Here is a 22,796-nt window from a genome sequence, read left to right as displayed (position 1 = left end):
CCCGCCCGTCGTCCTCCACCTCTTCATCCCCCCAGGGAGGCAGCCCGTGACCGCACATGCCGAACGTGAAGGCCGTGACGAGCGTCCACGCCGTACCGCCGACAGCCCAGGCCGCCGGACCGGCGTCTGGTTCATCGGAGCACGCGGCTCCGTCGCCACCACCGCGACCGCGGGGTGCGCGGCCATCGCGGCAGGCCTCCACCCGCCCACCGGCATGGTCACCGAGACGCCCCCCTTCGCCGACAGCGGCCTGCCGCCCCTGACCTCGCTGGTCTTCGGCGGCCACGACACCCTGGACTGCCCGCTCGCCAAACGGGCCGAGGCGCTGGCCGAAGGCGGCGTGCTGCCGTACCGCCTCCCCACCGCCGTCCGCGCCGAACTCGACGCGGCCGACGCTGAGATACGCCCCGGCGGACCGCTCCCCGGCGACACCCGCACCGACCAGGAACTCATCGCCGCGTTCGCCGCGGACCTCACCGACTTCGCCCACCGCAACGAGCTGGCCCGTACGGTCGTCATCAACGTCTCCTCCACGGAACCGGCCCCCGCCCCCGACGACCCCCGGCTCCCCGCCAGCTCCCTCTACGCGGCCGCCGCCCTCCGGGCCGGCTGCTCCTACGCCAACTTCACCCCTTCGACCGGCCTGCGTGCTCCGGCCCTGGCCGACACCGTCGCCGACAGCGGACTTCCCCACGCGGGACGCGACGGCAAGACCGGCCAGACGCTGCTCCGCTCCGTGCTCGCCCCGATGTTCCTCCAGCGTGCCCTGCCCGTACGGGCCTGGTCCGGGTCGAACCTGCTGGGCGGCGGGGACGGGGCGGCGCTGGCCGATCCGGCGGCGGCCGCCGCCAAGAACGCCGGCAAGGAACGCGTCCTCGCCGACACGTTCGGCACGGCCCCCGAGGGTGAGGTCCACATCGACGACGTACCGGCGATGGGGGACTGGAAGACGGCTTGGGACCACATCGCCTTCGACGGCTTCCTCGGCTCCCGGATGGTCCTCCAGACCATCTGGCAGGGCTGCGACTCGGCCCTCGCGGCCCCGCTCGTCCTGGACCTGGCCCGCCTGCTGGCCCGCTCGCACGAGCTGGGGCTGAGCGGCCCCCGGCCGGAGCTGGGCTTCTACTTCAAGGACCCGGACGGCGGCACCTCGGCCGCGCTGGCCGAGCAGTACGCCACCCTGCTGGGCTTCGCCGAGCGGCTGCGGGGCCGGGCATGAGGTGGCGGCTGCGGGCCCTGTCGGTGCTCGGGGCCGGCTTGCGCATGCCCTCGGGGGCCCGGGGCCGCGCACTCCAAGACGGCCTGTCCGGTACGGGTGGGACTGCACCCGCACCGGACAGGCACCGGCCGTCCCCCGGTCGCGGGAGAGGGGACACGGTGCGGGCCTGGACCGAACTGTTCCGGGTCTCCGCACTGTTCTCCGTGCCGGGTGACGCACTGGCCGGGGCCGCGGCGGTGGGCCGCAGCCCCGGCCGGGGTACCGCACTCGCGATCGGCGCCTCCCTCTGCCTGTACGAGGCCGGGATGGCCCTCAACGACTGGGCGGACCGCGAGGAGGACGCGGTGGACCGCCCGCACCGCCCGATCCCTTCGGGCCGCATCAGCCCCCCGGCCGCCCTGGGCGCGGCCGGGGTCCTGACGGCGGCGGGCCTGGCCCTCGCGGCGCGGGCCGGCCGCCCGGCCCTGGCGGTCGCCACGGGCCTGGCCGCCACGGTCTGGGCCTACGACCTCCACCTCAAGCACACGAAGGCGGGCCCGGCGGCGATGGCGGCGGCCCGCACCCTGGACCTGCTGCTGGGAGCGACGGCTTCGGTTGCGGCGGGGGCCAGGGGCGGGGCGGTTGCGCGAGGGTCCGCTCCGGTGGTCCCACGGGCGGCCGACAACGTTGCCGCGCCGACGCACCCCGCGCGTGGTGCCCTGACCGCTCTCCCCGCAGCCCTGGTGCTCGGCGCGCACACCTACGGCGTCACCGCCGTGTCCCGCCACGAGGCGCAGGGCGGATCGACCGCCGTACCGCTGGCGGTCCTGGCCACGACGGCGGGGCTGGGCGCGGCCGTGCTCACCGTAGGCCGAGCAGCCCGGACCAGGGGACCGGAGCCCGGCGCAGGCGGCCTCGGCGCGATGGGGCCGGGGGAGCGCCGGGCGACCCGCCCCCACCGCCTCACCCCCGCCGACCTCCTGCTCACCGCCTTCACCGGCGCCTACCTCCGTACCGCCGGGCCGCCCCTCCTGCACGCCGCCCTCAACCCGTCCCCGCCCCTGACCCAGCGGGCGGTCGGCGGCGGGATCCGGGCCATGATCCCGCTCCAGGCGGCGCTCGCCACCCGCGCCGGAGCACCCGGCTCCGGCCTCGCCGTCATGGCACTCGTCCCCCTGGCCCGCTCCCTCGCCCGGAAGGTGAGCCCCACATGACCCTCCACCTCGGCTACGGCACCAACGGGCTCACCGACGTCCGCCTCGACGACGCCCTCGGGCTCCTCGCCGACCTCGGCTACGACGGCGTCGGCCTGACGCTCGACCATATGCACCTGGACCCCCTGGCCCCGGACCTCGCCGAACGCACCCGCCAGGTCGCCCGCCGGCTCACCTCCCTCGGGCTCCGGGTCACCGTCGAGACCGGCGCCCGCTATGTCCTGGACCCGCGCCGCAAGCACGGCCCCTCCCTCCTCGACCCGGACCCCGGCGCCCGGGCCGCGCGCACCGCGCTGCTCGTCCGTGCCGTGGACGTGGCCGCCGAACTCGGCGCGCACGCCGTCCACTGCTTCAGCGGCATCACCCTGCCGGACACCTCGACGGACACCGCCTGGAAGCGCTTGACCGAAGCGATCACCCCCGTACTCGACGCCGCCGACCGGTCGGGCATCCCCCTCGCCATCGAGCCCGAACCCGGTCACCTCCTCGCCACCCTCGCCGACTTCCACCACCTCCGCGCCCTCCTCGGCGACCCGGCCCCCCTCGGCCTCACGCTCGACATCGGCCACTGCCAGTGCCTGGAGGAGGCATCCCCCGTGCAGTGCGTCCAGGACTCCGCCCCCTGGCTCCGGCACGTCCAGATCGAGGACATGCGGCGCGGCGTCCACGAGCACCTCCCGTTCGGCGACGGCGAGATCGACTTCCCGCCCGTGCTCGCCGCCCTCACCGCCGCCGACTACCAGGGCCTCACCGTCGTCGAGCTGCCCCGCCACTCCCACGCGGGCCCCGAACTCGCCCGCACCTCCATCGCCTTCCTGCGCGACGCGATGACCAAGGGCCCGGTCAACAAGAAGGGCGGCGCACCGTGCTGAAGTCCCGCAAGGAACTCGACGCCGAACTCGACGCCACCGCCCGCGCCTGGCTCGACGCGGCCCTGACCGAGGCCGCACACGCGGCAACAGAGGACGTCACGGCCGAGGAATCGCCGTACGCCTCCCCTCCCTGGGAACTCCGCTACGCCGCCGCCGGCCGTCACTGCGGACCGGCCCACGCCGACTCCGTACGCTTCCTCCTGCTCATCGAGGCCCGCGCCCCGCTGCCCTCCGTCACCCGGCTCTACGAACAGGGCACCGCCGCCGAACGCCGCGCCGTCCTGCTCACCCTGCACCGCCTCGACCTCGGCCCCACCGCCCTCCCGCTCGTCGAGGACGCCCTGCGCACCAACGACACCCGGCTGGTGGCCGCCGCCGTCGGCCCGTACGCCGCGGCCCACCTCGATCCGCACGCCTGGCGCCACGCCGTACTGAAATGCCTCTTCACCGGCGTACCGCTGACCGCCGTCGCCCGGCTCGACGAGCGGGCCCGCGGCGACGCCGAACTCGCCCGGATGCTGCGCGACTTCGCCGCCGAGCGGACCGCCGCCGGCCGTGACGTCCCGGCCGACCTGAGCGGCGCGCTCACTCTCGCCGAGATCACCCCTGCCGCCCCCACGGAGGAGTCCTGATGCGCATCTTCGACCCCCACATCCACATGACGTCCCGGACCACGGACGACTATCAGGCGATGTACGACGCGGGCGTCCGCGCCCTCGTCGAACCCTCCTTCTGGCTCGGCCAGCCCCGCACCTCGCCCGCCAGCTTCTTCGACTACTTCGACGCGCTCCTCGGCTGGGAGCCCTTCCGCGCCTCTCAGTACGGCATCGCGCACCACTGCACGCTCGCCCTCAACCCCAAGGAGGCGAACGACCCCCGCTGCACCCCCGTCCTGGACGCGCTGCCCCGCTATCTGGTGAAGGACTCCGTCGTCGCCGTCGGTGAGATCGGCTACGACTCCATGACCCCGGCCGAGGACCACGCGCTGGCCGCCCAGCTCCAGCTCGCCGCCGACCACGGGCTCCCCGCCCTCGTCCACACCCCGCACCGCGACAAGCTCGCCGGTCTCCACCGCACCATCGACGTCATCCGCGAATCGGACCTCCCCCCGGAGTTCGTCCTGCTCGACCACCTCAACGAGACCACCGTAAAGGCCGCCACTGACAGTGGCTGCTGGGCCGGGTTCTCCATCTACCCGGACACCAAGATGGACGAGGACCGGATGGTCACGATCCTCCAGAACCACGGCACCGAGAAGATGCTCGTCAACTCCGCCGCAGACTGGGGCAAGAGCGACCCGCTGAAGACCCGCAAGGTCGCCGACGCGATGCTGAAGGCCGGATTCACCGAGGACGACGTCGACCAGGTCCTGTGGCGCAACCCGGTCGCGTTCTACGGCCAGAGCGGCCGCCTCCACCTGGACACCCCCGCCCCCGACGCACTCCACGAGGGCAACTCCATCCTGCGCGGAGGGGAGTGAAGCCATGCGCTTCCGCCACCCGGACGGCTCCATCGTCCACCTCTCCTACTGCACCAACGTCCACCCCGCCGAAACGCTGGACGGGGTCCGCGCGCAGCTCCGCGACCACTGCGAACCCGTACGCCGCCGCCTCGGCCGGGACCGGCTCGGCATCGGCCTCTGGCTCGCCCGGGAAGCCGCCCGCGTCCTGATCAACGACCCCGCCGAACTCCGCGCGCTCCGTGCCGAGCTCGACAGCCGGGGCCTGGAAGTGGTCACCCTCAACGGCTTCCCGTACGAGGGGTTCGGCGCCGACGAGGTCAAGTACCGGGTCTACCGCCCGGACTGGACCGAACCCGAACGCCTCGCCCACACCACCGACCTCGCCCGCCTCCTGGCCGCCCTGCTCCCCGACGACGTCACCGAAGGCACCATCTCCACGCTCCCGCTGGCGTGGCGCACCCCGTACGCCACCGACCCCGGGGCGGCCCGCACCGCACGCGCCGCCCTCACCACGCTCGCCCAGCGCCTGGACGCCCTGGCCGAACTCACCGGCAAGTCGATCCGGATCGGCCTCGAACCCGAGCCGGGCTGCACGGTGGAGACCACCACCGACGCCATCGCCCCGCTCACCGACGTCGGCCACGAACGCATCGGCATCTGCGTCGACACCTGCCACCTCGCCACCTCCTTCGAGGACCCGGACACCGCGCTCGACGCCCTGGCCGCGGCGGGCATCCCCGTCGTCAAGTCCCAGCTCTCCGCCGCCCTGCACGCCGAACACCCCCACCTCCCCGAGGTCCGCACCGCGCTCGCCGCCTTCGCCGAGCCGCGCTTCCTGCACCAGACCCGCACCAGCACGGCCGCCGGGCTGCGCGGCACCGACGACCTGGACGAGGCCGTCGCCGGCGGGGCGCTCCCGGACTCCACCCCCTGGCGGGCCCACTTCCACGTCCCCCTGCACGCGCCGCCCGCGCCCCCGCTCACCTCCACGCTCCCCGTGCTCCGCACCGCGCTCGCCCGGCTCGTCGGGGGACCGGTCCCGCTGACCCGGCACCTGGAGGTGGAGACGTACACCTGGCAGGCGCTGCCCGCCGAACTGCGGCCCCGCACCCGTACTCAACTCGCGGACGGCATCGCCGCCGAACTCACCCTCGCCCGCGACCTCCTGGTCGACCTCGGCCTCAAGGAGCTGCCATGACCGACGAAGCCGCCCCCGGACCGACCACGGGCACGACGGACCGCGGGGGCCCCACCCCCCTCCTCGTCCTCGACGTCGTCGGCCTCACCCCGCAGCTCCTTGCCCACATGCCGAACCTCACGGCGCTCGGGAAGCAGGGCGCGCGGGCCCCCCTCTCCACCGTCCTGCCCGCCGTCACCTGCGCCGCCCAGTCCACCTTCCTCACCGGCACGATGCCCGCCGAGCACGGCATCGTCGCCAACGGCTGGTACTTCCGCGACCTCGGCGACGTCCTGCTCTGGCGCCAGCACAACGGGCTCGTCGAGGGCGACAAGCTCTGGGACGCGGCCCGCCGCGCCCACCCCGGCTACACCGTCGCCAACATCTGCTGGTGGTACGCGATGGGCGCCGACACCGACTGGACCGTCACCCCGCGCCCCGTCTACTACGCCGACGGCCGCAAGGAACCCGACTGTTACACCCGGCCGCCCGCCCTGCACGACGAACTGACCGACAAGCTCGGCACGTTCCCCCTCTTCCACTTCTGGGGCCCCGGCGCCGACCTGGTCTCCTCCCAGTGGATCATCGACGCCACCCGCCACATCATCGCCACCCGCACCCCCGACCTGGCCCTCTGCTATCTGCCCCACCTCGACTACGACCTCCAGCGCTACGGCCCCGACGACCCCCGCTCCCACCAGGCCGCCGCCGACCTGGACCGGGCCATCGCCCCGCTGCTGGCCGACGCCCGCGCCGAAGGCCGTACCGTCGTCGCGCTCTCCGAATACGGCATCACCCGCGTCAGCCGCCCCGTCGACATCAACCGGGCGCTGCGCCGGGCGGGCCTGCTGGAGGTGCACACGCAGGACGGTATGGAGTACCTGGACACGATGGCCTCGCGCGCCTTCGTCGTCGCGGACCACCAGCTCGCCCACATCTACGTACGCCGTCCCGAGGACCTGGAGGTGGTCCGGGCGGCGCTCGCGGACCTGCCCGGCATCGACCAGCTCCTGGACGACGAGGGCAAGAAGGCGCACCACCTGGACCACCCCCGCTCCGGGGAGCTGGTGGCCGTGGCGGAGAAGGACGCCTGGTTCACGTACTACTACTGGCTCGACGACGCCCGCGCCCCCGACTTCGCGCAGCTCGTCGAGATCCACCGCAAGCCCGGCTACGACCCCGTCGAGCTCTTCATGGACCCCGAAGACCCCTACGTACGGCTCAAGGCCGTCTCGGCGGTCGCCCGCAAGAAGCTCGGGATGCGCTACCGCATGGCGGTCGTCCCCCTGGACCCCTCACCTATTCGCGGCAGCCACGGCCGCCTCCCCGAGAGCGACGACGAAGGTCCGCTCATCCTCTGCTCCACCCCCCACGCGTTCACCGACCGGGTCAGGGCCACCGAGGTGAAGTCCCTGCTCCTCCAGCTTGCCGGACTGCACTGACAATCCGCGTCACGCATTCCCCGTCACGCACCCGGCACCGCACCACACACCCCACGTCCCGTCACGTCATCCAAGGGAGTCACGCGAACATGAGCCGCACCTCCAAGGACACCGAACTCGCCCGCAGACTGAGCCGCCGCAACATCCTCGGTGTCGCCGCCGGAGCCACCGCCGCCACGATCATCGGCACGGCGACCGCCCAGGCCGCCGGCCGGGACCAGGCCCAGGGCCCCGGCAAGGGCCACGGCCACGGGCATGACCACGGCCACGGTCACGGCCACGGAAAGGGCAAGCCCGTCCTGCCCCCCGGCCGCCTCGGCATCCAGCTCTACAGCCTCCGCGACAAGATCTCCACGCTCGGCTTCGCCCCCGTCTTCGCCGAACTGGAGAAGTACGGCTACGACGAGATCGAGCTCGCGGGCTACACCCAGGGCTCCGCAGGACCCATCACCCTGGCCCAGCTCAAGCGGCTGGCCAAGGACCACGGCCTCAACCCGATCGGCAGCCACGTCGGCTACTACGACGACAACAACCCCGGCGCCTACACCTTCGCCCAGAACCTGGAGAAGGTCCTCGACGACGCCCAGGCCCTCGGCCTCAAGCACATCGGCACGGCCTCGGGCCCCTTCCGCTACGGCTCCACGGTCGACGGCTGGAAGCGGGCGGCCGACGACTTCAACACGTACGGGGCCGCCGCCCGTAAGCGCGGCATGAAGTTCTACCAGCACAACCATGCCGAGGAGTTCTCCTTCGCCACCGACAAGCCGAAGGTGCGCCTCTACGACGTCCTGCTCGCCGAGACCGATCCCGACCTGGTCTACCTGGAGATGGACATCTACTGGGCGTACTGCGCCCAGTTCCGCTTCAGCAAGCGCGTGGACGGCACCAAGGCCCCGCTCGACCCGCTGAAGTACGTCCTCAAGCACCCGAACCGCTACCCCCTCTTTCACGTCAAGGACGGCGTCCGCGACGACACGACGCGCGACGGCTACCGCATGTCGGACGTCGGCGACGGGGACATCGACTACAAGACGTTCCTGTCCAAGGTGACCAACCGGACCCACCACGGCCGGAGCTACCACCACTGGCAGGCGGAGCACGACAACCCGGTGGAGTCGCTCGCCTTCGCCCGGAAGTCGAGCGAGCACCTGCACTCCCTGCGCGAGGGCCGCTGCGCCGACTGACGCGCGCCGCGTATGCCGGACCGGTAGGGCTACCCGATGCCCTGCCGGTCCGGCAACAGGGCGAACTCCCGGTCGGCGGCCACCGGAACGGCCCGCTCCACGGCCTGGACGAGCAGGGCCCGGTGCCGTACCAGCGGGTGCTTCCGCTCCTCGGGCGCCAGCAGCAACAGATCGTCCAGCCCCGCCAGCAGCCGGCGCGACACCTGGGGGCTTCCGGCCACACACCACCGGATCTCCTCGAAGGCGAGATCCACCAGGTCCTCCCAGGCCGGCCCCTCCTGGACCAGCCGCACCCGCCCCGACCGGTCCCGGTGGTGCACGGTCCCGAGCGGCAGGCGCGCCACGGCCGCGAGGAACTGCACGATCCGGTCCAGGCACTGGACGGCGGTGGTCGGATCGTTCACGGACGTCGACAGGGCCCGCAGCGCGATGTCGACAAGCTGACGCAACCCGAAAGCCAGATCCTGGTGCAGGGTGCGCTCCACGCCCACGGAGACCGTGTACCGGAGCAGGCGGCGCGGTGGTACGGCGGCGCCGCCGTGGACGGCGAGCACCGGAGTCCCCGGCACCACGAAGTCCCCGATCCGGGGGATCAGCCGCAGCACCACGTCCTGCCGCCGCGCGGCCCGGACGAGCCGCGCCGTATTCACGTCCCGCAACACCCCGGCCCGCCCCTCGTGCACCACCCGCCCGGTCTCCGGCCCCAGCCCCTCGGGCCCGCCCGGCCCCCGGGGCATCCTGCCGAGTACCCGGAACGAGTCCCGCGCGATCTTGTCCACGACCGGCCCGACCTGCATGAGCCGCAGCGTGGCGCTCACGTAGACGACGAACAGCAGCAGACTCAGCCCGACGAGCACCAGCGTGAGCATGCTCTGCAGCAGCGGGACCGAGACCACCAGGCGCGGGTCCGCCTCGCTCTCGTACGAGGTCAGCACCAGCAGCGAGAACAGGAACGTCGCGAGGAACACCGTCAGCGTGACCTTGCTGATCCGGCTCCGCACGAAGATCCGCACCACCCGGGGCGTGAGCTGTCCGCTGGCCATCTGCACCGCGACCAGCGAGATGCTGAACACCACACCGATGAAGGTCATCATCGCCGAGCTGATCGTGGTGACGATCGTCTTCGCGTCCTGGACGAAGGAGATCAGGCCGCTGAGCTCGTCGTAGGCCTCCTCCCGCTGGAGAACCGTGACGATCTCCTCGTCCACGGCGGACGCGGCCAGCCACAGCGCGAACACACAGACGAACCCCATGGTCGGGGCGAACCAGAACGTGTCCCGCAGATGCTCGCGCAGGGGAGACAGCGGACGGGGACGGCGGTAGCCGCGATCACTCATGGACGCGAAGGTAGCCCCGCGGCCTCCACGGACCGTGGAGGCCGCGGCCGACCGGCCCGCCGCACCGCACTGACCACCGGATATGCAGGTGAAGGGCGCGTCGAACCCCTGGTATTGTTTTCCATGTCGCCGCGGGGAACACACCGCGAACGACAGACACCTTGTCCGGGTGGCGGAATGGCAGACGCGCTAGCTTGAGGTGCTAGTGCCCTTTATCGGGCGTGGGGGTTCAAGTCCCCCCTCGGACACCATGGTCAACCGACCGAACGAAGCCGGTCAGAGCGAGACATCGTCGCTCTGACCGGCTTCGTTGTTGTGTGTTCCGCGGAGTTGATCTTGCCGGGTTCGCCGGTTTGTACACTGGCGAGTGTGCGGGACCACACGGCAACCAGGATCGATGCACGTCCGGCGCCCGCCCTGCGGCGGTACGTCCGCTCGTACGTCGGGTTCGACCTGCGCGGATTCCCGGTGGGGGTGCACTGCGGTCCGCCGGGCCGTGTACTCACCGCGGTGATCAGCCTGTCCGACCCCCTGGGGATCGGGACGGGCGTCGACGACGGGTCACCGGTCACCCCGTTCGGCAGCGTGGCCGGCGGTCTGATGTGCCGGTCCGTCGCGATCCACCACGACGGACGCCAGCACGGCGTGCAGGTGTCGCTGACACCGCTCGGTGCCCGCGCCGTCTACGGGATGCCCGCCGCCGCGCTCGCCCACCGGCTGGTCCCGCTCGACGAGTTTCTCGGAGCGCTCGGCGCCGAGCTGGTCGACCGGCTCAGGGCGGCGCCGACATGGGCCGCGCGGTTCGCCCTGCTGGACGAGGTGTTCCTGCGCGCCGTCGGCCGTGGCGACGGAGACCCCCTGTCCCGGGTGCGCCCCGAGGTGGCCGAGGCATGGCGCCGGCTCGTCGCGGCGCAGGGCCGTGTCCAGGTCGGGGCCGTCGCCACGGAACTGGGCTGGAGCCGCCGGTACCTCACCGAGCGGTTCCGCGATGAGGTGGGCCTGACACCGAAGACCTTCGCCCGCGTTCTGCGCTTCGAGCACGCGCACGAGCTGGCGACGGCGCACGACCCGCTCCCGTGGGCCGATGTCGCGACCGTCTCCGGCTACGCCGACCAGGCCCATCTCGTACGCGACTGGCGCGAGTTCACCGGCCGGTCGCCGACGGCCTGGCGTCACGGCGAAGTCCTCCTCGGGACCGGAGCCGGAGCCGGAGCCGGGGCCGGGTAGTCACCGACCGGCCGCCCGTCGCGCCCGCTTCCCTTTGCTCTTCCTTCCCCGCTCCTCCTTCCCTTTCGTTCAAGACCGCCCGGACGCCGTCCTGTGACGATCGTCGGCATGAGACTCATCAACGACGAACGCAACGCCATCGACCTGCGGACCACCCCCGTGCACCTCGGGCTGGGGTCACGAGCGAAACCCGTCGAGGGCTTCGCCTGGGACCCGGAGGTGCTCCAGGCCTACAGCGCCGCCGTCGCGGCGGACGGCGCCGAGGGCCGGATGGTGGCCATCTTCGACGGCGACGGCCCCGGCGACCACTGGGAGCGCCACCCCGCCGGCGACGAACTGGTCGTCTGCCTCACCGGGGCGGTGACGGTCACCCGCGACGTGGAGGGAGTTCCCGAGCGCGTCGCCCTCGGGCCGGGCGAGGCCACCGTGAACCCGGCCGGGGCATGGCATGCGGTCGACATGGCGGGACCGGCGTCCATCCTGACCATCACCGCCGGTCTCGGCACGGACCACCGTCCCCGGACCGACGCCCTTCCCACCGAGCACGTCGGCACGCCCGGCCCGCAAGCCTCATGACGACACGCGTCGCGTGCCTCGGCGACAGCCTCACCCGCGCGCAGCTCAGCGTCGACTACCTGGACCTTCTCGAACGGCGCCGCCCTCCGGGCGACGTGCGGCTCGCCCGCTTCGGCTTCAACGGCGACTTCGCCTACAACCTCCTGCGGCGCCTCGATCCCGTCGTCGCGGACCCGCCCGACGTGATCACCGTGCTGATCGGGACCAATGACGCCCGAGCGAGCCTCCCCGGGCACCCCGTCGAGCGGACCATGAAGCGCAAGCACCTCCCCGAGCGCCCCTCGGCCGGCTGGTTCCAGCAGTGCCTGGGAGCCGTTGTCGAACGGCTGCGAAAGGAGACCGACGCGAGGATCGGTCTGCTGTCGCTCCCGGTCCTCGGCCAACAACTCGACGGAGCGCCGGCGCAGGCATCGGAGGCGTACAGCCGGATGATCGCCGAGGTCGCCGCCGCCAACGACGTGGCCTATCTCCCGCTCCATGAACGCCAGGTCGAGGAGGTCCGCCTGGCGGACCCGCCGCCCATCCCGTACCGGGAGCCGACGCCCGCGGCCGGCCTCGGCGTCGTCCTCCGGACCGCTGTGCTGCGCCACAGCCTCGACACGATCTCGCGGCGCCGAGGTCTCGTGCTCACCACCGACCACATCCACCAGAACAGCCGCGGGGCCGCGCTGGTCGCCGAGGTCATCGACGCCTGGCTGCCGACCCGGAGCGCGTAGCCGGTCCCGGCAGCGTGTGCCCTGCTCCGCTCTCTCCCGCCCTCCTCTGCCCTCCTCCCTGTCACGATCCGGTCTCGGACACGGAGGAGGGGCTTGTTTTCAGCCATGTAATCGATTCCAATCATCCTTGTAATCGATTCCACGGCGTCGTGCGAGCGGTCCGCCCCCTGGTTTCGAGGTGTACGGAAACCACAAGGAGGTGGTCCGGACATGGCGAGCATCAAAGATGTCGCGGCCCAGGCGGGGGTCTCCGTCGCCACGGTCTCGCGGGTGCTGAACAGCCATCCGTCCGTCAGCGAAGAGGCGCGTACCCGCGTCCTCGCCGCCGTCGACGCCCTCGGCTACCGGCCCAACGCCGTGGCCCGCTCGCTGCGCACCGCGCAGACCCGCACCCTCGGCCTGGTCATCAGTGACGTACTCAATCCGTACTTCACCGAGCTGGCCCGCTTCGTCGAGGAGGAGGCGCGCGCGCTCGGCTACAGCGTCATCATCGGCAACGCCGACGAGCGGCCCGACCTCCAGGACCACCACATCCGCACGCTCATCGACCGCAGGATCGACGGGCTGCTCGTCTCGCCCGCCGACGGTGGCTCCCCGCTGATGCGGGAGGTCGCCCTGAGCGGTACGCCGATGGTCTTCGTGGACCGCTGGATCCCCGGCATCGAGGTGCCCGTCATCCGGGCCGACGGTACGGGGGCGGTCAAGGACCTGGTGGCCCACCTGCACGGCCTCGGCCACCGCAGGCTCGCGATCATCGCCGGGCCCGCGGCCACCACCACCGGCAACGAGCGCGTCGAGGCCTTCCGGGACGCGATGCGTGAGCTCGGCCTCGCGCTGCCCGACGCCTACATCGGGCAGGGCGACTTCCAGGCCGCCAGCGGACGCCGGGCCACCGAGGGGTTCCTCGCCCTGGACGAGCCGCCCGAGGTCGTGTTCGCCGCCGACAACCTGATGGCGCTCGGCGCGCTGGACGCGATCCGGGCCCGGGGGCTGCGGGTCCCCGACGACATCGCGCTCGCCGCCTTCGACGACATCCCGTGGTTCGTCCACACGGCCCCGCCGATCACCGCCATCGCCCAGCCGACCGCGGACCTGGCCCGCGCCGCCGTACGCGCGCTGGCCGACCTGATCGAAGGACGGACCCCGCAGTCCGTCACCCTGCCCGCCCGTCTCGTCGTGCGCCGCTCGTGCGGACAGGACGCGACCGACCAGAGGAGCGACCGGTGACCGCACCGGAGAAGCAACTGGTGGAATCATCAGGCGAGTTGCTGCGCATCGAGGGTCTGCGCAAGACCTTCCCCGGCGTCGTGGCTCTCGACAACGTCGACTTCGACCTGCGCAGAGGCGAGGTCCATGTCCTGCTCGGCGAGAACGGCGCCGGGAAGAGCACCCTCATCAAGATGCTCTCCGGCGCCTACCGCCCCGACCGCGGCCGGATCCTCGCCGAGGGCCGCGAGGTGCGCATCACAGGCGCGCAGGACGCCGAGCGGCTCGGCATCGCCACCATCTACCAGGAGTTCAACCTCGTACCCGATCTGACGGTGGCCGAGAACATCTTCCTCGGCCGCCAGCCGCGCCGCTTCGGTCTCATCGACCACCGGCGCATGCGGGCGGAGGCGGAGAAGCTGCTGCGCCGCGTCGGCGTCGACGTGCGCCCGGACGCCAAGGTCCGCGAACTGGGCATCGCCCGGCTGCAGATGGTCGAGATCGCCAAGGCGCTCAGCCTGGACGCACGCGTCCTGATCATGGACGAGCCGACCGCCGTACTGACCTCCGAAGAGGTCGACAAACTCTTCGCGATCGTCCGGCAGTTGCGCACGGACGGCGTCGGAATCGTCTTCATCACCCATCACTTGGAGGAGATCGCCGCGCTCGGCGACCGCGTCACCGTTCTCCGCGACGGCCGCAGCGTCGACCAGGTGCCAGCCTCCACCCCCGAGGACGAGCTCGTCCAGCTCATGGTCGGCCGCAGCATCGAGCAGCAGTACCCGCGCGAACGGCCCGACACGGGTGAGGTGTTGCTGTCCGTCCAGGGGCTCACCCGGGACGGGGTCTTCCACGACATCAGCTTCGACGTGCACGCCGGTGAGGTCGTCGGCCTCGCCGGACTCGTCGGCGCCGGTCGTACGGAGGTGGCGCGCGCGGTCTTCGGCGCCGACCCGTACGACGCGGGCACCGTCGACGTACGCGGCGAACGCCTCACCCGGCACGACGTGCCCGCCGCGATGGGCGCCGGGATAGGCCTCGTACCGGAGGACCGCAAGGGCCAGGGCCTCGTCCTGGACGCCTCCGTGCAGGAGAACCTCGGCCTGGTCACCCTGCGTTCCGCGACCCGCTCCGGGCTCGTGGACCTGAAGGGGCAGCGTACGGCGGCCGCCCGCATCGCCCAGCAGCTCGGCGTCCGCATGTCCGGCCTCGGCCAGCACGTCCGCACCCTCTCCGGCGGCAACCAGCAGAAGGTCGTCATCGGCAAGTGGCTGCTTGCCGACACCCGGGTGCTCATCCTGGACGAGCCCACCCGGGGCATCGACGTCGGCGCCAAGGTCGAGATCTACCAGCTCATCAACGAGCTCACCGCATCCGGCCACGCCGTCCTGATGATCTCCAGCGACCTGCCCGAGGTCCTCGGCATGAGCGACCGGGTGCTGGTCATGGCCCAGGGCCGGATCGCCGGCGAACTCCCCGCCGCCGAGGCCACCCAGGACGCCGTCATGGCCCTCGCGGTCACCACCGTCGGCACCCACGAACACCCCGCACCGAAGAACCACCCCGCACCGATGAACGACCCCGCACCGAAGAACGCAGAGGAGGGCCCCCGTGGCCACTGAGACACTCAAGAGTGACACGGGCGCGGGTGGCACCTCCGTGATACGCCGCGTCCTGCTCGACAACGGCGCCCTCAGCGCCCTGGTCGTCCTGGTGGTGGCGATGTCGCTGCTCTCCGGCGACTTCCTCACCACCCAGAACCTGCTGAACGTCGGCGTGCAGGCGGCCGTCACCGCGATCCTCGCGTTCGGTGTCACCTTCGTCATCGTCTCGGCGGGTATCGACCTGTCCGTCGGTTCGGTGGCCGCCCTCTCCGCGACGGTCCTGGCCTGGTCGGCGACGTCCGCCGGCGTCCCGGTCGTCCTCGCGGTCGTGCTCGCGATCGTCACGGGTATCGCCTGCGGCTTCGTGAACGGCGCCCTCGTCTCGTACGGAAAACTCCCGCCGTTCATCGCGACGTTGGCCATGCTGTCGATCGCCCGAGGCCTCTCGCTCGTCATCTCGCAGGGCAGCCCGATCGCCTTCCCCGACTCCGTGTCCCGGCTCGGCGACACGCTCGGCGGCTGGCTCCCCGTGCCGGTCCTCGTGATGATCGCGATGGGCCTGATCACCGCGCTGATCCTCGGACGTACCTTCATCGGCCGTTCGATGTACGCCATCGGCGGCAACGAGGAGGCGGCCCGGCTCTCCGGTCTCCGCGTCAAGCGTCAGAAGATCGTCATCTACGCGCTCTCCGGCCTCTTCGCCGCTGTCGCGGGCATCGTTCTGGCCTCGCGCCTCGTCTCCGCGCAGCCGCAGGCCGCCCAGGGGTACGAACTCGACGCCATCGCCGCGGTCGTCATCGGCGGCGCCAGCCTGGCGGGCGGCGTCGGCAAGGCATCCGGCACGCTGATCGGCGCGCTGATCCTCGCCGTCCTCCGCAACGGCCTCAACCTCCTCTCCGTCTCCGCGTTCTGGCAGCAGGTCGTCATCGGCGTCGTCATCGCGCTCGCCGTCCTCCTTGATACCCTGCGCCGCAAGGCCGGTTCGGGTGCGGCCTCCTCGGCCGGAACGGCGCCCGGCGCACCGGGTTCCGGGCGCAGGGGAGCGTTCAAGTTCGCCGGAGCGGCGCTCGCCGTGGCGGTCGTCGTCGGCGGGGTGTCCTACTTCAACTCCGGTTCGTCCGGGGGCACGACGAAGGTCGGCATGTCCCTCTCGACACTCAACAACCCCTTCTTCGTCCAGATGAAGGACGGCGCACAGGCGGAGGCCAAGAAGGCGGGTATCGACCTCACCGTCACCGATGCCCAGAACGACGCCTCCCAGCAGGCCAACCAGCTCCAGAACTTCACCAGTTCGGGCGTCTCGTCCATCATCGTCAACCCGGTGGACTCCGACGCCGTCGGCCCGGGCGTCCGCAGCGCCAACAAGGCCGACATCCCGGTGATCGCCGCCGACCGCGGCGTGAACAAGGCCGACGCCGCCACCCTCGTCGCCTCCGACAACGTGGCGGGCGGAAAGCTCGCCGCCGACGCGCTCGCCGACAAGCTCGGCGGCAAGGGCAGCATCGTCATCCTCCAGGGCACGGCGGGCACCTCCGCCAGCCGCGAGCGCGGTGCGGGCTTCGCCGAAGGGCTCAAGGCGTACCCGGACATCAAGGTGGTCGCCAAGCAGCCCGCGGACTTCGACCGCACCAAGGGCCTGGACGTCATGACCAACCTGGTCCAGTCCCACCCGGGCATCACCGGCGTCTTCGCGGAGAACGACGAGATGGCGCTCGGCGCGGTCAAGGCGCTGGGCAGCAAGGCCGGCACGTCCGTGTCGGTCGTGGGCTTCGACGGCACCCCGGACGGCCTGAAGGCGGTCGAGGCCGGGACGCTGTACGCGTCGGTGGCCCAGCAGCCCAGCGAGCTGGGCAGGATCGCGGTCCAGAACGCGGTAAAGGCGGCGAAGGGCGAGAAGGTCGAGAAGACGGTGAAGGTGCCGGTCAAGGTGGTCACCCGCGAGAACGTCGCCGACTTCTCCTGACGCCGAGCACCGCCCCGGCCCCACCGACGAAAGCAGGAAGCAGAAAATGCACGACAACGCCTCCGACAAGGCCCCCGGCGCCGCCCCTGGCGACGACCGTTACGACCTCGTCGTCGTTGGCTCGGCCAACGCCGACCTGGTGATCGGCGTCGAACGCCGCCCCGCCCCCGGGGAGACGGTGCTCGGCTCCGACCTGGCCGTCCACCCGGGCGGCAAGGGCGCCAACCAGGCAGTAGCGGCAGCCCGGTTGGGAGCCCGTACGGCGCTGCTCGCCCGGGTCGGCGACGACGACCACGGGCGGCTGCTGCTGGAGAGCCAGCGTGCGGCGGGCGTGGACACGGACGGCGTCCTGGTCGGCGGGGCCCCGACCGGCGTCGCGCTGATCACCGTGGACCCCTCGGGCGACAACAGCATCGTGGTGTCCCCGGGCGCCAACGGCCGCCTGACTCCGGAGGACGTGACGGCGGCGGCCCCGCTGCTGGCAGCCGCCCGGGTGGTCTCCGTACAACTGGAGATCCCCCTGGACACGGTCGCGGAGACGGCGCGCGGCCTGGCTCCCGGGGCCCGCCTCGTCCTCAACCCGTCCCCGCCCGCCCCGCTGCCCGACGAGGTGCTGGCCGCCTGCGACCCGCTGGTGGTGAACGAGCACGAGGCGCGGTACATCCTCGGCGAGACCGCGGGCGAGGCCCCGCACGACTGGGCCCCGGCCCTGCTCGCGCTGGGCCCGCGTTCGGTCGTCATCACCCTGGGCGCGGCGGGGGCGCTGGTGGCCGACAGCCGTACGGACTCCCTGGACCACCTGGTCGGCCCGAAGGTGGAGGCGGTCGACACGACGGGGGCCGGGGACGCGTTCACCGCCGCCCTGGCCTGGCGCCTGGGCCGGGGCGACGACCTGCGGGAGGCGGCGGCCTTCGCGGTACGGGTGGGGGCGGCGGCCGTCACGTCCAGGGGCGCCCAGGCGTCCTTCCCGACGCTGGAGAAGGTCGACGCGCTGTGAAGAAGTCCGGCATCCTCAACCGCCACCTGACCGGAGCCATCGCCGAACTCGGCCACGGCGACACCGTGTTGATCTGCGACGCGGGCATGCCGATCCCTCCAGGCCCCCGCGTGGTCGACCTCGCCTTCCGCGCCGGAACCCCGTCGTTCGCCGAGGTCCTGGACGGCCTGCTCGACGAGCTGATGGTGGAGGGGGCGACGGCGGCCCTGGAGGTACGCGACGCCAACCCGGAGGCCACTCGCCTCCTGGACGACCGCTTCCCCGACCTGGAACTGATCCCGCACGACGACCTGAAGGCCCGCACGGCGTCGGCCCGCCTGGTCGTACGGACGGGGGAGGCCCGGCCGTACGCGAATGTGCTGCTGCGGTGCGGGGTGTTCTTCTGACGGGCCGGCCGACGCCTCGCGGACGGGCCGCACTCCGTTGAGGGGTGCGGCCCGTCCGCGGAAAATGGTCTGGCCGATCGCGGTGGGCGCAGTTACGCTTCCCGCGATGAATCACTCCGAGAACAGATCGGGGGACCCGTCCGCGCAAGGTGAGTGCTGATGCTCACTCAAGCCGCGAACCGGGATTCCCACCCCTCCTTCTGGCCGCGCGTGCGCGAGTACGCCGTGCCGGCCCCGATGATCGAGACCGCGACCGCCCGCCGCCAGGCCGGGGACTGGGCAGGTGCCTGCGCCGCAGCAGGCATCGACGTCGATCTCCAGCTGCGTTCCGTCGCCCGTACCCACGGCCGGGAACTCGCCGCCCGTATCCGGACCGACCTTCGCCACCTGGTCCCTGACCTGTTGCGCTGGCACATGCCGAGGACCGCCCCGCACGGGCTGCTGCGCCCGGGGCTGACCATGGCGTTGGCGCGTTACCGCGTCCCGGGGCGCGACGGGCCGAACCCGCTGCACCTCGTTGTCCGGACCCCGCCCGGCTGGGCGGATGCCGGGCAGCGGATCAGCCTCGCGCTGTGGGACGGGTCGCCCACCGGGCCCGGGGCCCGCCACCATCCCCACCTCCGTCCGAACCGGCGCTTCCGCCTGGATCTGCACCGGCATCTGTGGGATGCCCGCAGGACCGACGAGCTGCGGAGCCGCGCAGGGGCCGACCGGTGGGCCGCCGACGGCTCGCCCGCGTCGGCTGCCGACGGCCCTTCGGAGATCGACCCGGAGGTCCTGAGGGCGTTGCCACCGCACCGGCCGTACGCCGTCGGCCGGTGGGGGGCCGAGGCGGCGATCCTGCTCCACGCCGAGGGGCAGGGCGCGTACGGCGCGGTGAGCGTACGGCTGGGAGGCCGACGCCGGCTGCTCCTCGACGTGATCGGGGGCGGGGTGGGGCCGGGCACCACCGAGGATTTCGGGGGCCCGGGAACGGACCGGGCCAGGGCACCCCTCGTACGGATTGCCGCAGCGGCCCCCGGACCCGGTTCGCCCGCACCCCCCGTGCTGCCGGACGCGGCGACCTGGGTACTGCCCGACCTGGAGCTGATCCGCACCGGGGCCATCGACGCCGGTCAGCTGCACCCGCTGGTCGCGCGGGCCCTCGTACCGGATCTTCCTCAGCCGGTTCCGGCGTCTGCGCGCTCCCGTTCCGGCGACCGGGCGGAGGCCTGGCGCCTCGTGGAATGCCGGGGAGAGCGGCACCGGATCGGCCTGGTCGACGGGGTCCTCGCCCCGCTGGACCACGAGCCGGCCGAGGTCCGCCGCGAGGAACTGCTGGTCGCCCTGACCGGTACGCCGCTCCCTTGTCTTCAGGCCATCGACGCTGCGCACCGCCGCCCCGACTGCCTGACCGGCGTCCGCGAACGCCTCGACCATGGAGACATCTCCGGCGCGCTGGCCGTCGTCGAAGGTCTGCTGGGACCCGACGCGGTGCTGCGCAGCGGGCCCCTGCGGGACGAACTGGAGACCGCTGCTCAACGGCGTATCTCCTACGGGCTGTTCAGAGCGGACCTGGTCGGCCCCGGTCCCGGAAGTTGCCGGCCCGACCACCGGAGTCCCGACCGCCGGCGTCCCGGCGACCGTCGCCCGCGACCGCACCGCACGGCCGCCGTCCGCTGACCCGCGGGTCAGCCCCTTCCTCGTACCCTTCGCGCTTTCTCACACCCTCAGGTGATCACCCATGCTCACTGGCACCTCGCCCTCCGCCGATTCCCAACTCGCCGTCGCCGGAGCCCTGATGGCCCTGCTCCGCGACACCACCACCGAACCGCGCCCCGACCCTCAGCTCGAGGCGCTGACCCTGGCGGTCTCCGCCGACCTTCCCGTCCTCCTCTGGGGCGAACCGGGGATCGGCAAGACCGCCGCCCTCACGCAGCTCGCCGCCTCCCTGGACCTGCCGCTCACCACGGTCATCGCCAGCGTGCACGAGCCGTCCGACTTCTCCGGGCTGCCCATCGTGGGCGACGACCCCGCCGAGCAGGGTGTCCCGATGGCCCCGCCGGACTGGGCCGTCCGCCTCGTACGAGCGGGGCGCGGGCTGCTGTTCCTCGACGAGCTGTCCACCGCGCCGCCCGCCGTGCAGGCCGCGCTGCTCCGCCTCGTACTGGAACGGCGAATCGGCGCCCTCCAACTCCCGCCCGGAGTACGCATCGTGGCCGCCGCCAACCCGCGTTCCTCGGCGGCCGACGGCTGGGAGCTGAGCCCGCCCCTCGCCAACCGCTTCGTGCACCTCCAGTGGGCCCACGACCACGAGGTCGTCGTACGCGGACTCGCCGGCACCTGGCCCCGCGCGACGCTGCCCCACCTCGACCCCGAGAAGCTGCCCGAGGCCGTGGACTTCGCCCGGCGCGCGGTGTGCGGGCTGCTCTCCGCCCGGCCCACGCTCGTCCACCGGCTGCCCACCACGGAGACGCGCCGGGGCGGTCCGTGGCCGTCGCCGCGCAGCTGGGACATGACGCTGAGCCTGATCGCCTTCGCCACCGCCGCGGGATCCTCCAGGGAGGTGCTGTCCCTGCTGGTCAGGGGAACGGTGGGGGACGGCCCGGGTCTGGAACTGGTGGCGAGCCTGGACCGGATGGACCTTCCGGACCCCGAGGATCTGCTCGCCGACCCGGCGGGTGCCGTCCTGCCCGAGCGCGGAGACCTCCGGCAGGCCGCGCTGGACGGTGTCGTCGCGGCGGTCCGTGCCCGCCCGGACAGGGCCCGTTGGGACGCGGCGTGGGCCCTGCTCGTCCGGGCGCTGGAGTCCGGGGCTCCGGACCTGGTGGTCGTCCCGGCGACCACGCTCGCAGCCCTGCGGCAGGAGGACTGGGACGTCCCGGCGGCCATCGAGGATCTCGCCGGGGTGGTGTCCCTGTCCCGACGGGCCGACCGGGCGGCGGACCGCGTGGCGGGGCGCAGCGCGACGGCGAAGGCGGGCCGATGACGGCGACCGACGCACCGGGCGCACTCGACCTGGACAAGCTCTTCGCCGCCCGACTGCAGGCGGCCCGGGCCCGCCCCTATCTGGCCACGGCGCTGTTCGCCCTGCGCGCGGTGGAGTCACGGCAGGTCCCGACCATGGGCGTCGACCGGTACTGGCGGTGCTACGTCTCGCCCGCCTTCGTGGCGCGGACCCCGGTCGAGGAGCTGGCAGGGGTCTGGGTCCACGAGGTCTCGCACCTGCTGCGCGACCACCACGGCCGCAGCGACCGGGTCGCCCGGCAGCGCGGGCTGACCGGGCCGGGGGAGCGGCTGCGGATGAACATCGCCGCCGACTGCGAGATCAACGACGATGTGTACGGCGACGGCCTGGCCCGGCCGAAAGGTGCTGTCCACCCGTCGGCACTGCACCTTCAGCCCGGCGAACTCATGGAGGACTACCTGCGCCAGTTCCGCCTCGGCTCACGCACCCAGGCCCTCGCCTGGCTGGACTGCGGCAGCGGCGCCGACGGACTCGACCGGGAATGGGAGTTGGGGCCCGACGGCGCTCACGGGCTCAGTGCACAGGAACAGGACGCGGTCCGCTTCCGGGTGGCGCAGGGCATCACGGGCCGGCCGGGAAACGCCTCGAAGGGGTGGAAGCGGTGGGCGGAGGAGGCGTTCCATCCACCGCAGCCCTGGCGCCAGTTGCTGGGCGCGGCTGTCCGCTCGGCGGCTTCGAGCGGCGGCGCCGGCGAGGACTACACCTACGGCCGCCCCTCGCGCCGCTCCACCGGACTGCCCGGCGTCGTCCTGCCGAGCCTGCGCCGCAGACCGCCCCGGGTATCCGTCGTCATCGACACGTCCGGCTCGGTCAGCGACGCCGAACTGGGCAGCGCCCTGCTGGAGGTCGCCGCCATCTCCCGTGCGGTGGGCGGCCGCCGCGACCTGGTCACCGTCCTCGCCTGCGACGCGGCGACCCGGGTCGTGCACCCGCTGTGCCAGGCCGAGGGCATCCCCCTCGTGGGAGGTGGCGGCACGGATCTCCGTACGGGCTTCGCCAGGGCGCTGCGGTCGCACCCCCGGCCCGACGCCATCGTGGTCCTGACTGACGGCCAGACCCCGTGGCCCGCGACGCAGCCGGCGTGCCGGACGGTCATCGGCCTGTTCCCGAGGGAGCACAGGCGCCGTTCCTGGGACGAGGACAACCCCGATTACGTCCCTCGCCTGCCGCCGGCGTGGGCGCGGGTGGTGGAGATCGGGTAGCCGGCCCCGACGAGGGCGGCGCGCCG

General features: G+C 72.7%; 20 protein-coding genes and 1 tRNA gene. 20 read left to right on the top strand and 1 reads right to left on the bottom strand.

All coding sequences use genetic code 11. The features are described from left to right. The first annotated feature begins 46 nt into the window (after positions 1 to 46). The 8 genes from R2B67_RS04095 to R2B67_RS04060 all read left to right on the top strand — a co-directional run bounded on the left by R2B67_RS04095 (position 47) and on the right by R2B67_RS04060 (position 8,549). Positions 47 to 1,219, top strand: coding sequence for an inositol-3-phosphate synthase (locus R2B67_RS04095; protein WP_317816485.1), 1,173 nt, complete (start codon positions 47 to 49; stop codon positions 1,217 to 1,219). Further along, entirely contained in the window at positions 1,216 to 2,412 is a 1,197-nt protein-coding gene (locus R2B67_RS04090; RefSeq protein WP_317816484.1) for an SCO3242 family prenyltransferase, read from the top strand. The genes R2B67_RS04095 and R2B67_RS04090 overlap by 4 nt, the downstream gene beginning before the upstream one ends. After that, complete coding sequence (locus R2B67_RS04085; protein ID WP_317816483.1) at positions 2,409 to 3,284, top strand: sugar phosphate isomerase/epimerase family protein; 876 nt, start codon at positions 2,409 to 2,411, stop codon at positions 3,282 to 3,284. The genes R2B67_RS04090 and R2B67_RS04085 overlap by 4 nt, the downstream gene beginning before the upstream one ends. Beyond that, positions 3,278 to 3,916 carry an EboA domain-containing protein gene (locus R2B67_RS04080; protein ID WP_317816482.1) on the top strand — a complete coding sequence of 213 codons (639 nt, stop codon included), beginning with the start codon at positions 3,278 to 3,280 and terminating at the stop codon, positions 3,914 to 3,916. The genes R2B67_RS04085 and R2B67_RS04080 overlap by 7 nt, the downstream gene beginning before the upstream one ends. Then, a complete protein-coding gene (locus tag R2B67_RS04075) occupies positions 3,916 to 4,764 on the top strand; it encodes a TatD family hydrolase (RefSeq protein ID WP_161268795.1) in 849 nt (282 codons plus the stop codon). Before R2B67_RS04080 ends, R2B67_RS04075 begins: the two co-directional genes overlap by 1 nt. Before the next feature lie 4 nt (positions 4,765 to 4,768). Further along, positions 4,769 to 5,944: a metabolite traffic protein EboE gene (gene eboE, locus R2B67_RS04070; protein WP_317816481.1), complete on the top strand. Its 1,176-nt coding sequence runs from the start codon at positions 4,769 to 4,771 to the stop codon at positions 5,942 to 5,944. Then, positions 5,941 to 7,365, top strand: coding sequence for an alkaline phosphatase family protein (locus tag R2B67_RS04065; RefSeq protein WP_317816480.1), 1,425 nt, complete (start codon positions 5,941 to 5,943; stop codon positions 7,363 to 7,365). Before eboE ends, R2B67_RS04065 begins: the two co-directional genes overlap by 4 nt. 89 nt (positions 7,366 to 7,454) lie before the next feature. Beyond that, entirely contained in the window at positions 7,455 to 8,549 is a 1,095-nt protein-coding gene (locus tag R2B67_RS04060; protein WP_317816479.1) for a sugar phosphate isomerase/epimerase family protein, read from the top strand. A gap of 29 nt (positions 8,550 to 8,578) precedes the next feature. On the opposite strand, the gene R2B67_RS04055 is transcribed toward R2B67_RS04060, so the two are convergent. Further along, on the bottom strand, positions 8,579 to 9,886 hold the full coding sequence (locus R2B67_RS04055) for a DUF2254 domain-containing protein (protein ID WP_317816478.1): 1,308 nt from the start codon (positions 9,884 to 9,886) through the stop codon (positions 8,579 to 8,581). Positions 9,887 to 10,049: 163 nt separating this feature from the next. Between R2B67_RS04055 and R2B67_RS04050 the strand changes: the two genes are divergently transcribed. The 12 genes from R2B67_RS04050 (at position 10,050) to R2B67_RS03995 (ending at position 22,770) form a co-directional block, all read left to right on the top strand. Beyond that, a tRNA-Leu gene (locus tag R2B67_RS04050) sits at positions 10,050 to 10,137 on the top strand. A 118-nt stretch (positions 10,138 to 10,255) separates the two neighbouring features. Continuing rightward, positions 10,256 to 11,113 (top strand): AraC family transcriptional regulator, encoded by an 858-nt coding sequence (locus tag R2B67_RS04045; RefSeq protein ID WP_317816477.1) that lies wholly within the window; start codon positions 10,256 to 10,258, stop codon positions 11,111 to 11,113. A 108-nt stretch (positions 11,114 to 11,221) separates the two neighbouring features. Beyond that, positions 11,222 to 11,689 carry a cupin domain-containing protein gene (locus R2B67_RS04040; protein WP_317816476.1) on the top strand — a complete coding sequence of 156 codons (468 nt, stop codon included), beginning with the start codon at positions 11,222 to 11,224 and terminating at the stop codon, positions 11,687 to 11,689. Next, positions 11,686 to 12,405 (top strand): SGNH/GDSL hydrolase family protein, encoded by a 720-nt coding sequence (locus R2B67_RS04035; protein ID WP_317816475.1) that lies wholly within the window; start codon positions 11,686 to 11,688, stop codon positions 12,403 to 12,405. Before R2B67_RS04040 ends, R2B67_RS04035 begins: the two co-directional genes overlap by 4 nt. A gap of 210 nt (positions 12,406 to 12,615) precedes the next feature. Beyond that, on the top strand, positions 12,616 to 13,632 hold the full coding sequence (locus tag R2B67_RS04030) for a LacI family DNA-binding transcriptional regulator (RefSeq protein ID WP_317816474.1): 1,017 nt from the start codon (positions 12,616 to 12,618) through the stop codon (positions 13,630 to 13,632). Beyond that, positions 13,629 to 15,233 (top strand): sugar ABC transporter ATP-binding protein, encoded by a 1,605-nt coding sequence (locus tag R2B67_RS04025; protein ID WP_317816473.1) that lies wholly within the window; start codon positions 13,629 to 13,631, stop codon positions 15,231 to 15,233. The genes R2B67_RS04030 and R2B67_RS04025 overlap by 4 nt, the downstream gene beginning before the upstream one ends. Continuing rightward, positions 15,223 to 17,178, top strand: coding sequence for an ABC transporter permease/substrate-binding protein (locus R2B67_RS04020; protein WP_317816472.1), 1,956 nt, complete (start codon positions 15,223 to 15,225; stop codon positions 17,176 to 17,178). The genes R2B67_RS04025 and R2B67_RS04020 overlap by 11 nt, the downstream gene beginning before the upstream one ends. A gap of 46 nt (positions 17,179 to 17,224) precedes the next feature. Beyond that, positions 17,225 to 18,175, top strand: coding sequence for a ribokinase (locus tag R2B67_RS04015; RefSeq protein ID WP_317816471.1), 951 nt, complete (start codon positions 17,225 to 17,227; stop codon positions 18,173 to 18,175). Further along, positions 18,172 to 18,561 (top strand): D-ribose pyranase, encoded by a 390-nt coding sequence (gene rbsD, locus R2B67_RS04010; RefSeq protein WP_317816470.1) that lies wholly within the window; start codon positions 18,172 to 18,174, stop codon positions 18,559 to 18,561. Before R2B67_RS04015 ends, rbsD begins: the two co-directional genes overlap by 4 nt. 159 nt (positions 18,562 to 18,720) lie before the next feature. After that, entirely contained in the window at positions 18,721 to 20,223 is a 1,503-nt protein-coding gene (locus R2B67_RS04005) for a hypothetical protein (protein WP_317816469.1), read from the top strand. A gap of 61 nt (positions 20,224 to 20,284) precedes the next feature. Then, the gene (locus tag R2B67_RS04000; protein ID WP_317816468.1) at positions 20,285 to 21,529 is read left to right on the top strand and encodes an AAA family ATPase; all 1,245 of its coding nucleotides are present in this window, start codon (positions 20,285 to 20,287) and stop codon (positions 21,527 to 21,529) included. Next, on the top strand, positions 21,526 to 22,770 hold the full coding sequence (locus R2B67_RS03995) for a vWA domain-containing protein (protein ID WP_317816467.1): 1,245 nt from the start codon (positions 21,526 to 21,528) through the stop codon (positions 22,768 to 22,770). Before R2B67_RS04000 ends, R2B67_RS03995 begins: the two co-directional genes overlap by 4 nt. Positions 22,771 to 22,796: the final 26 nt, after the last annotated feature.

Source organism: Streptomyces cyaneofuscatus (assembly GCF_033109485.1).
GTDB lineage: Bacteria > Actinomycetota > Actinomycetes > Streptomycetales > Streptomycetaceae > Streptomyces > Streptomyces cyaneofuscatus.
Note: the sequence above shows the minus strand (reverse complement) of the source record. Positions and strands in the feature narration are given on the sequence as shown.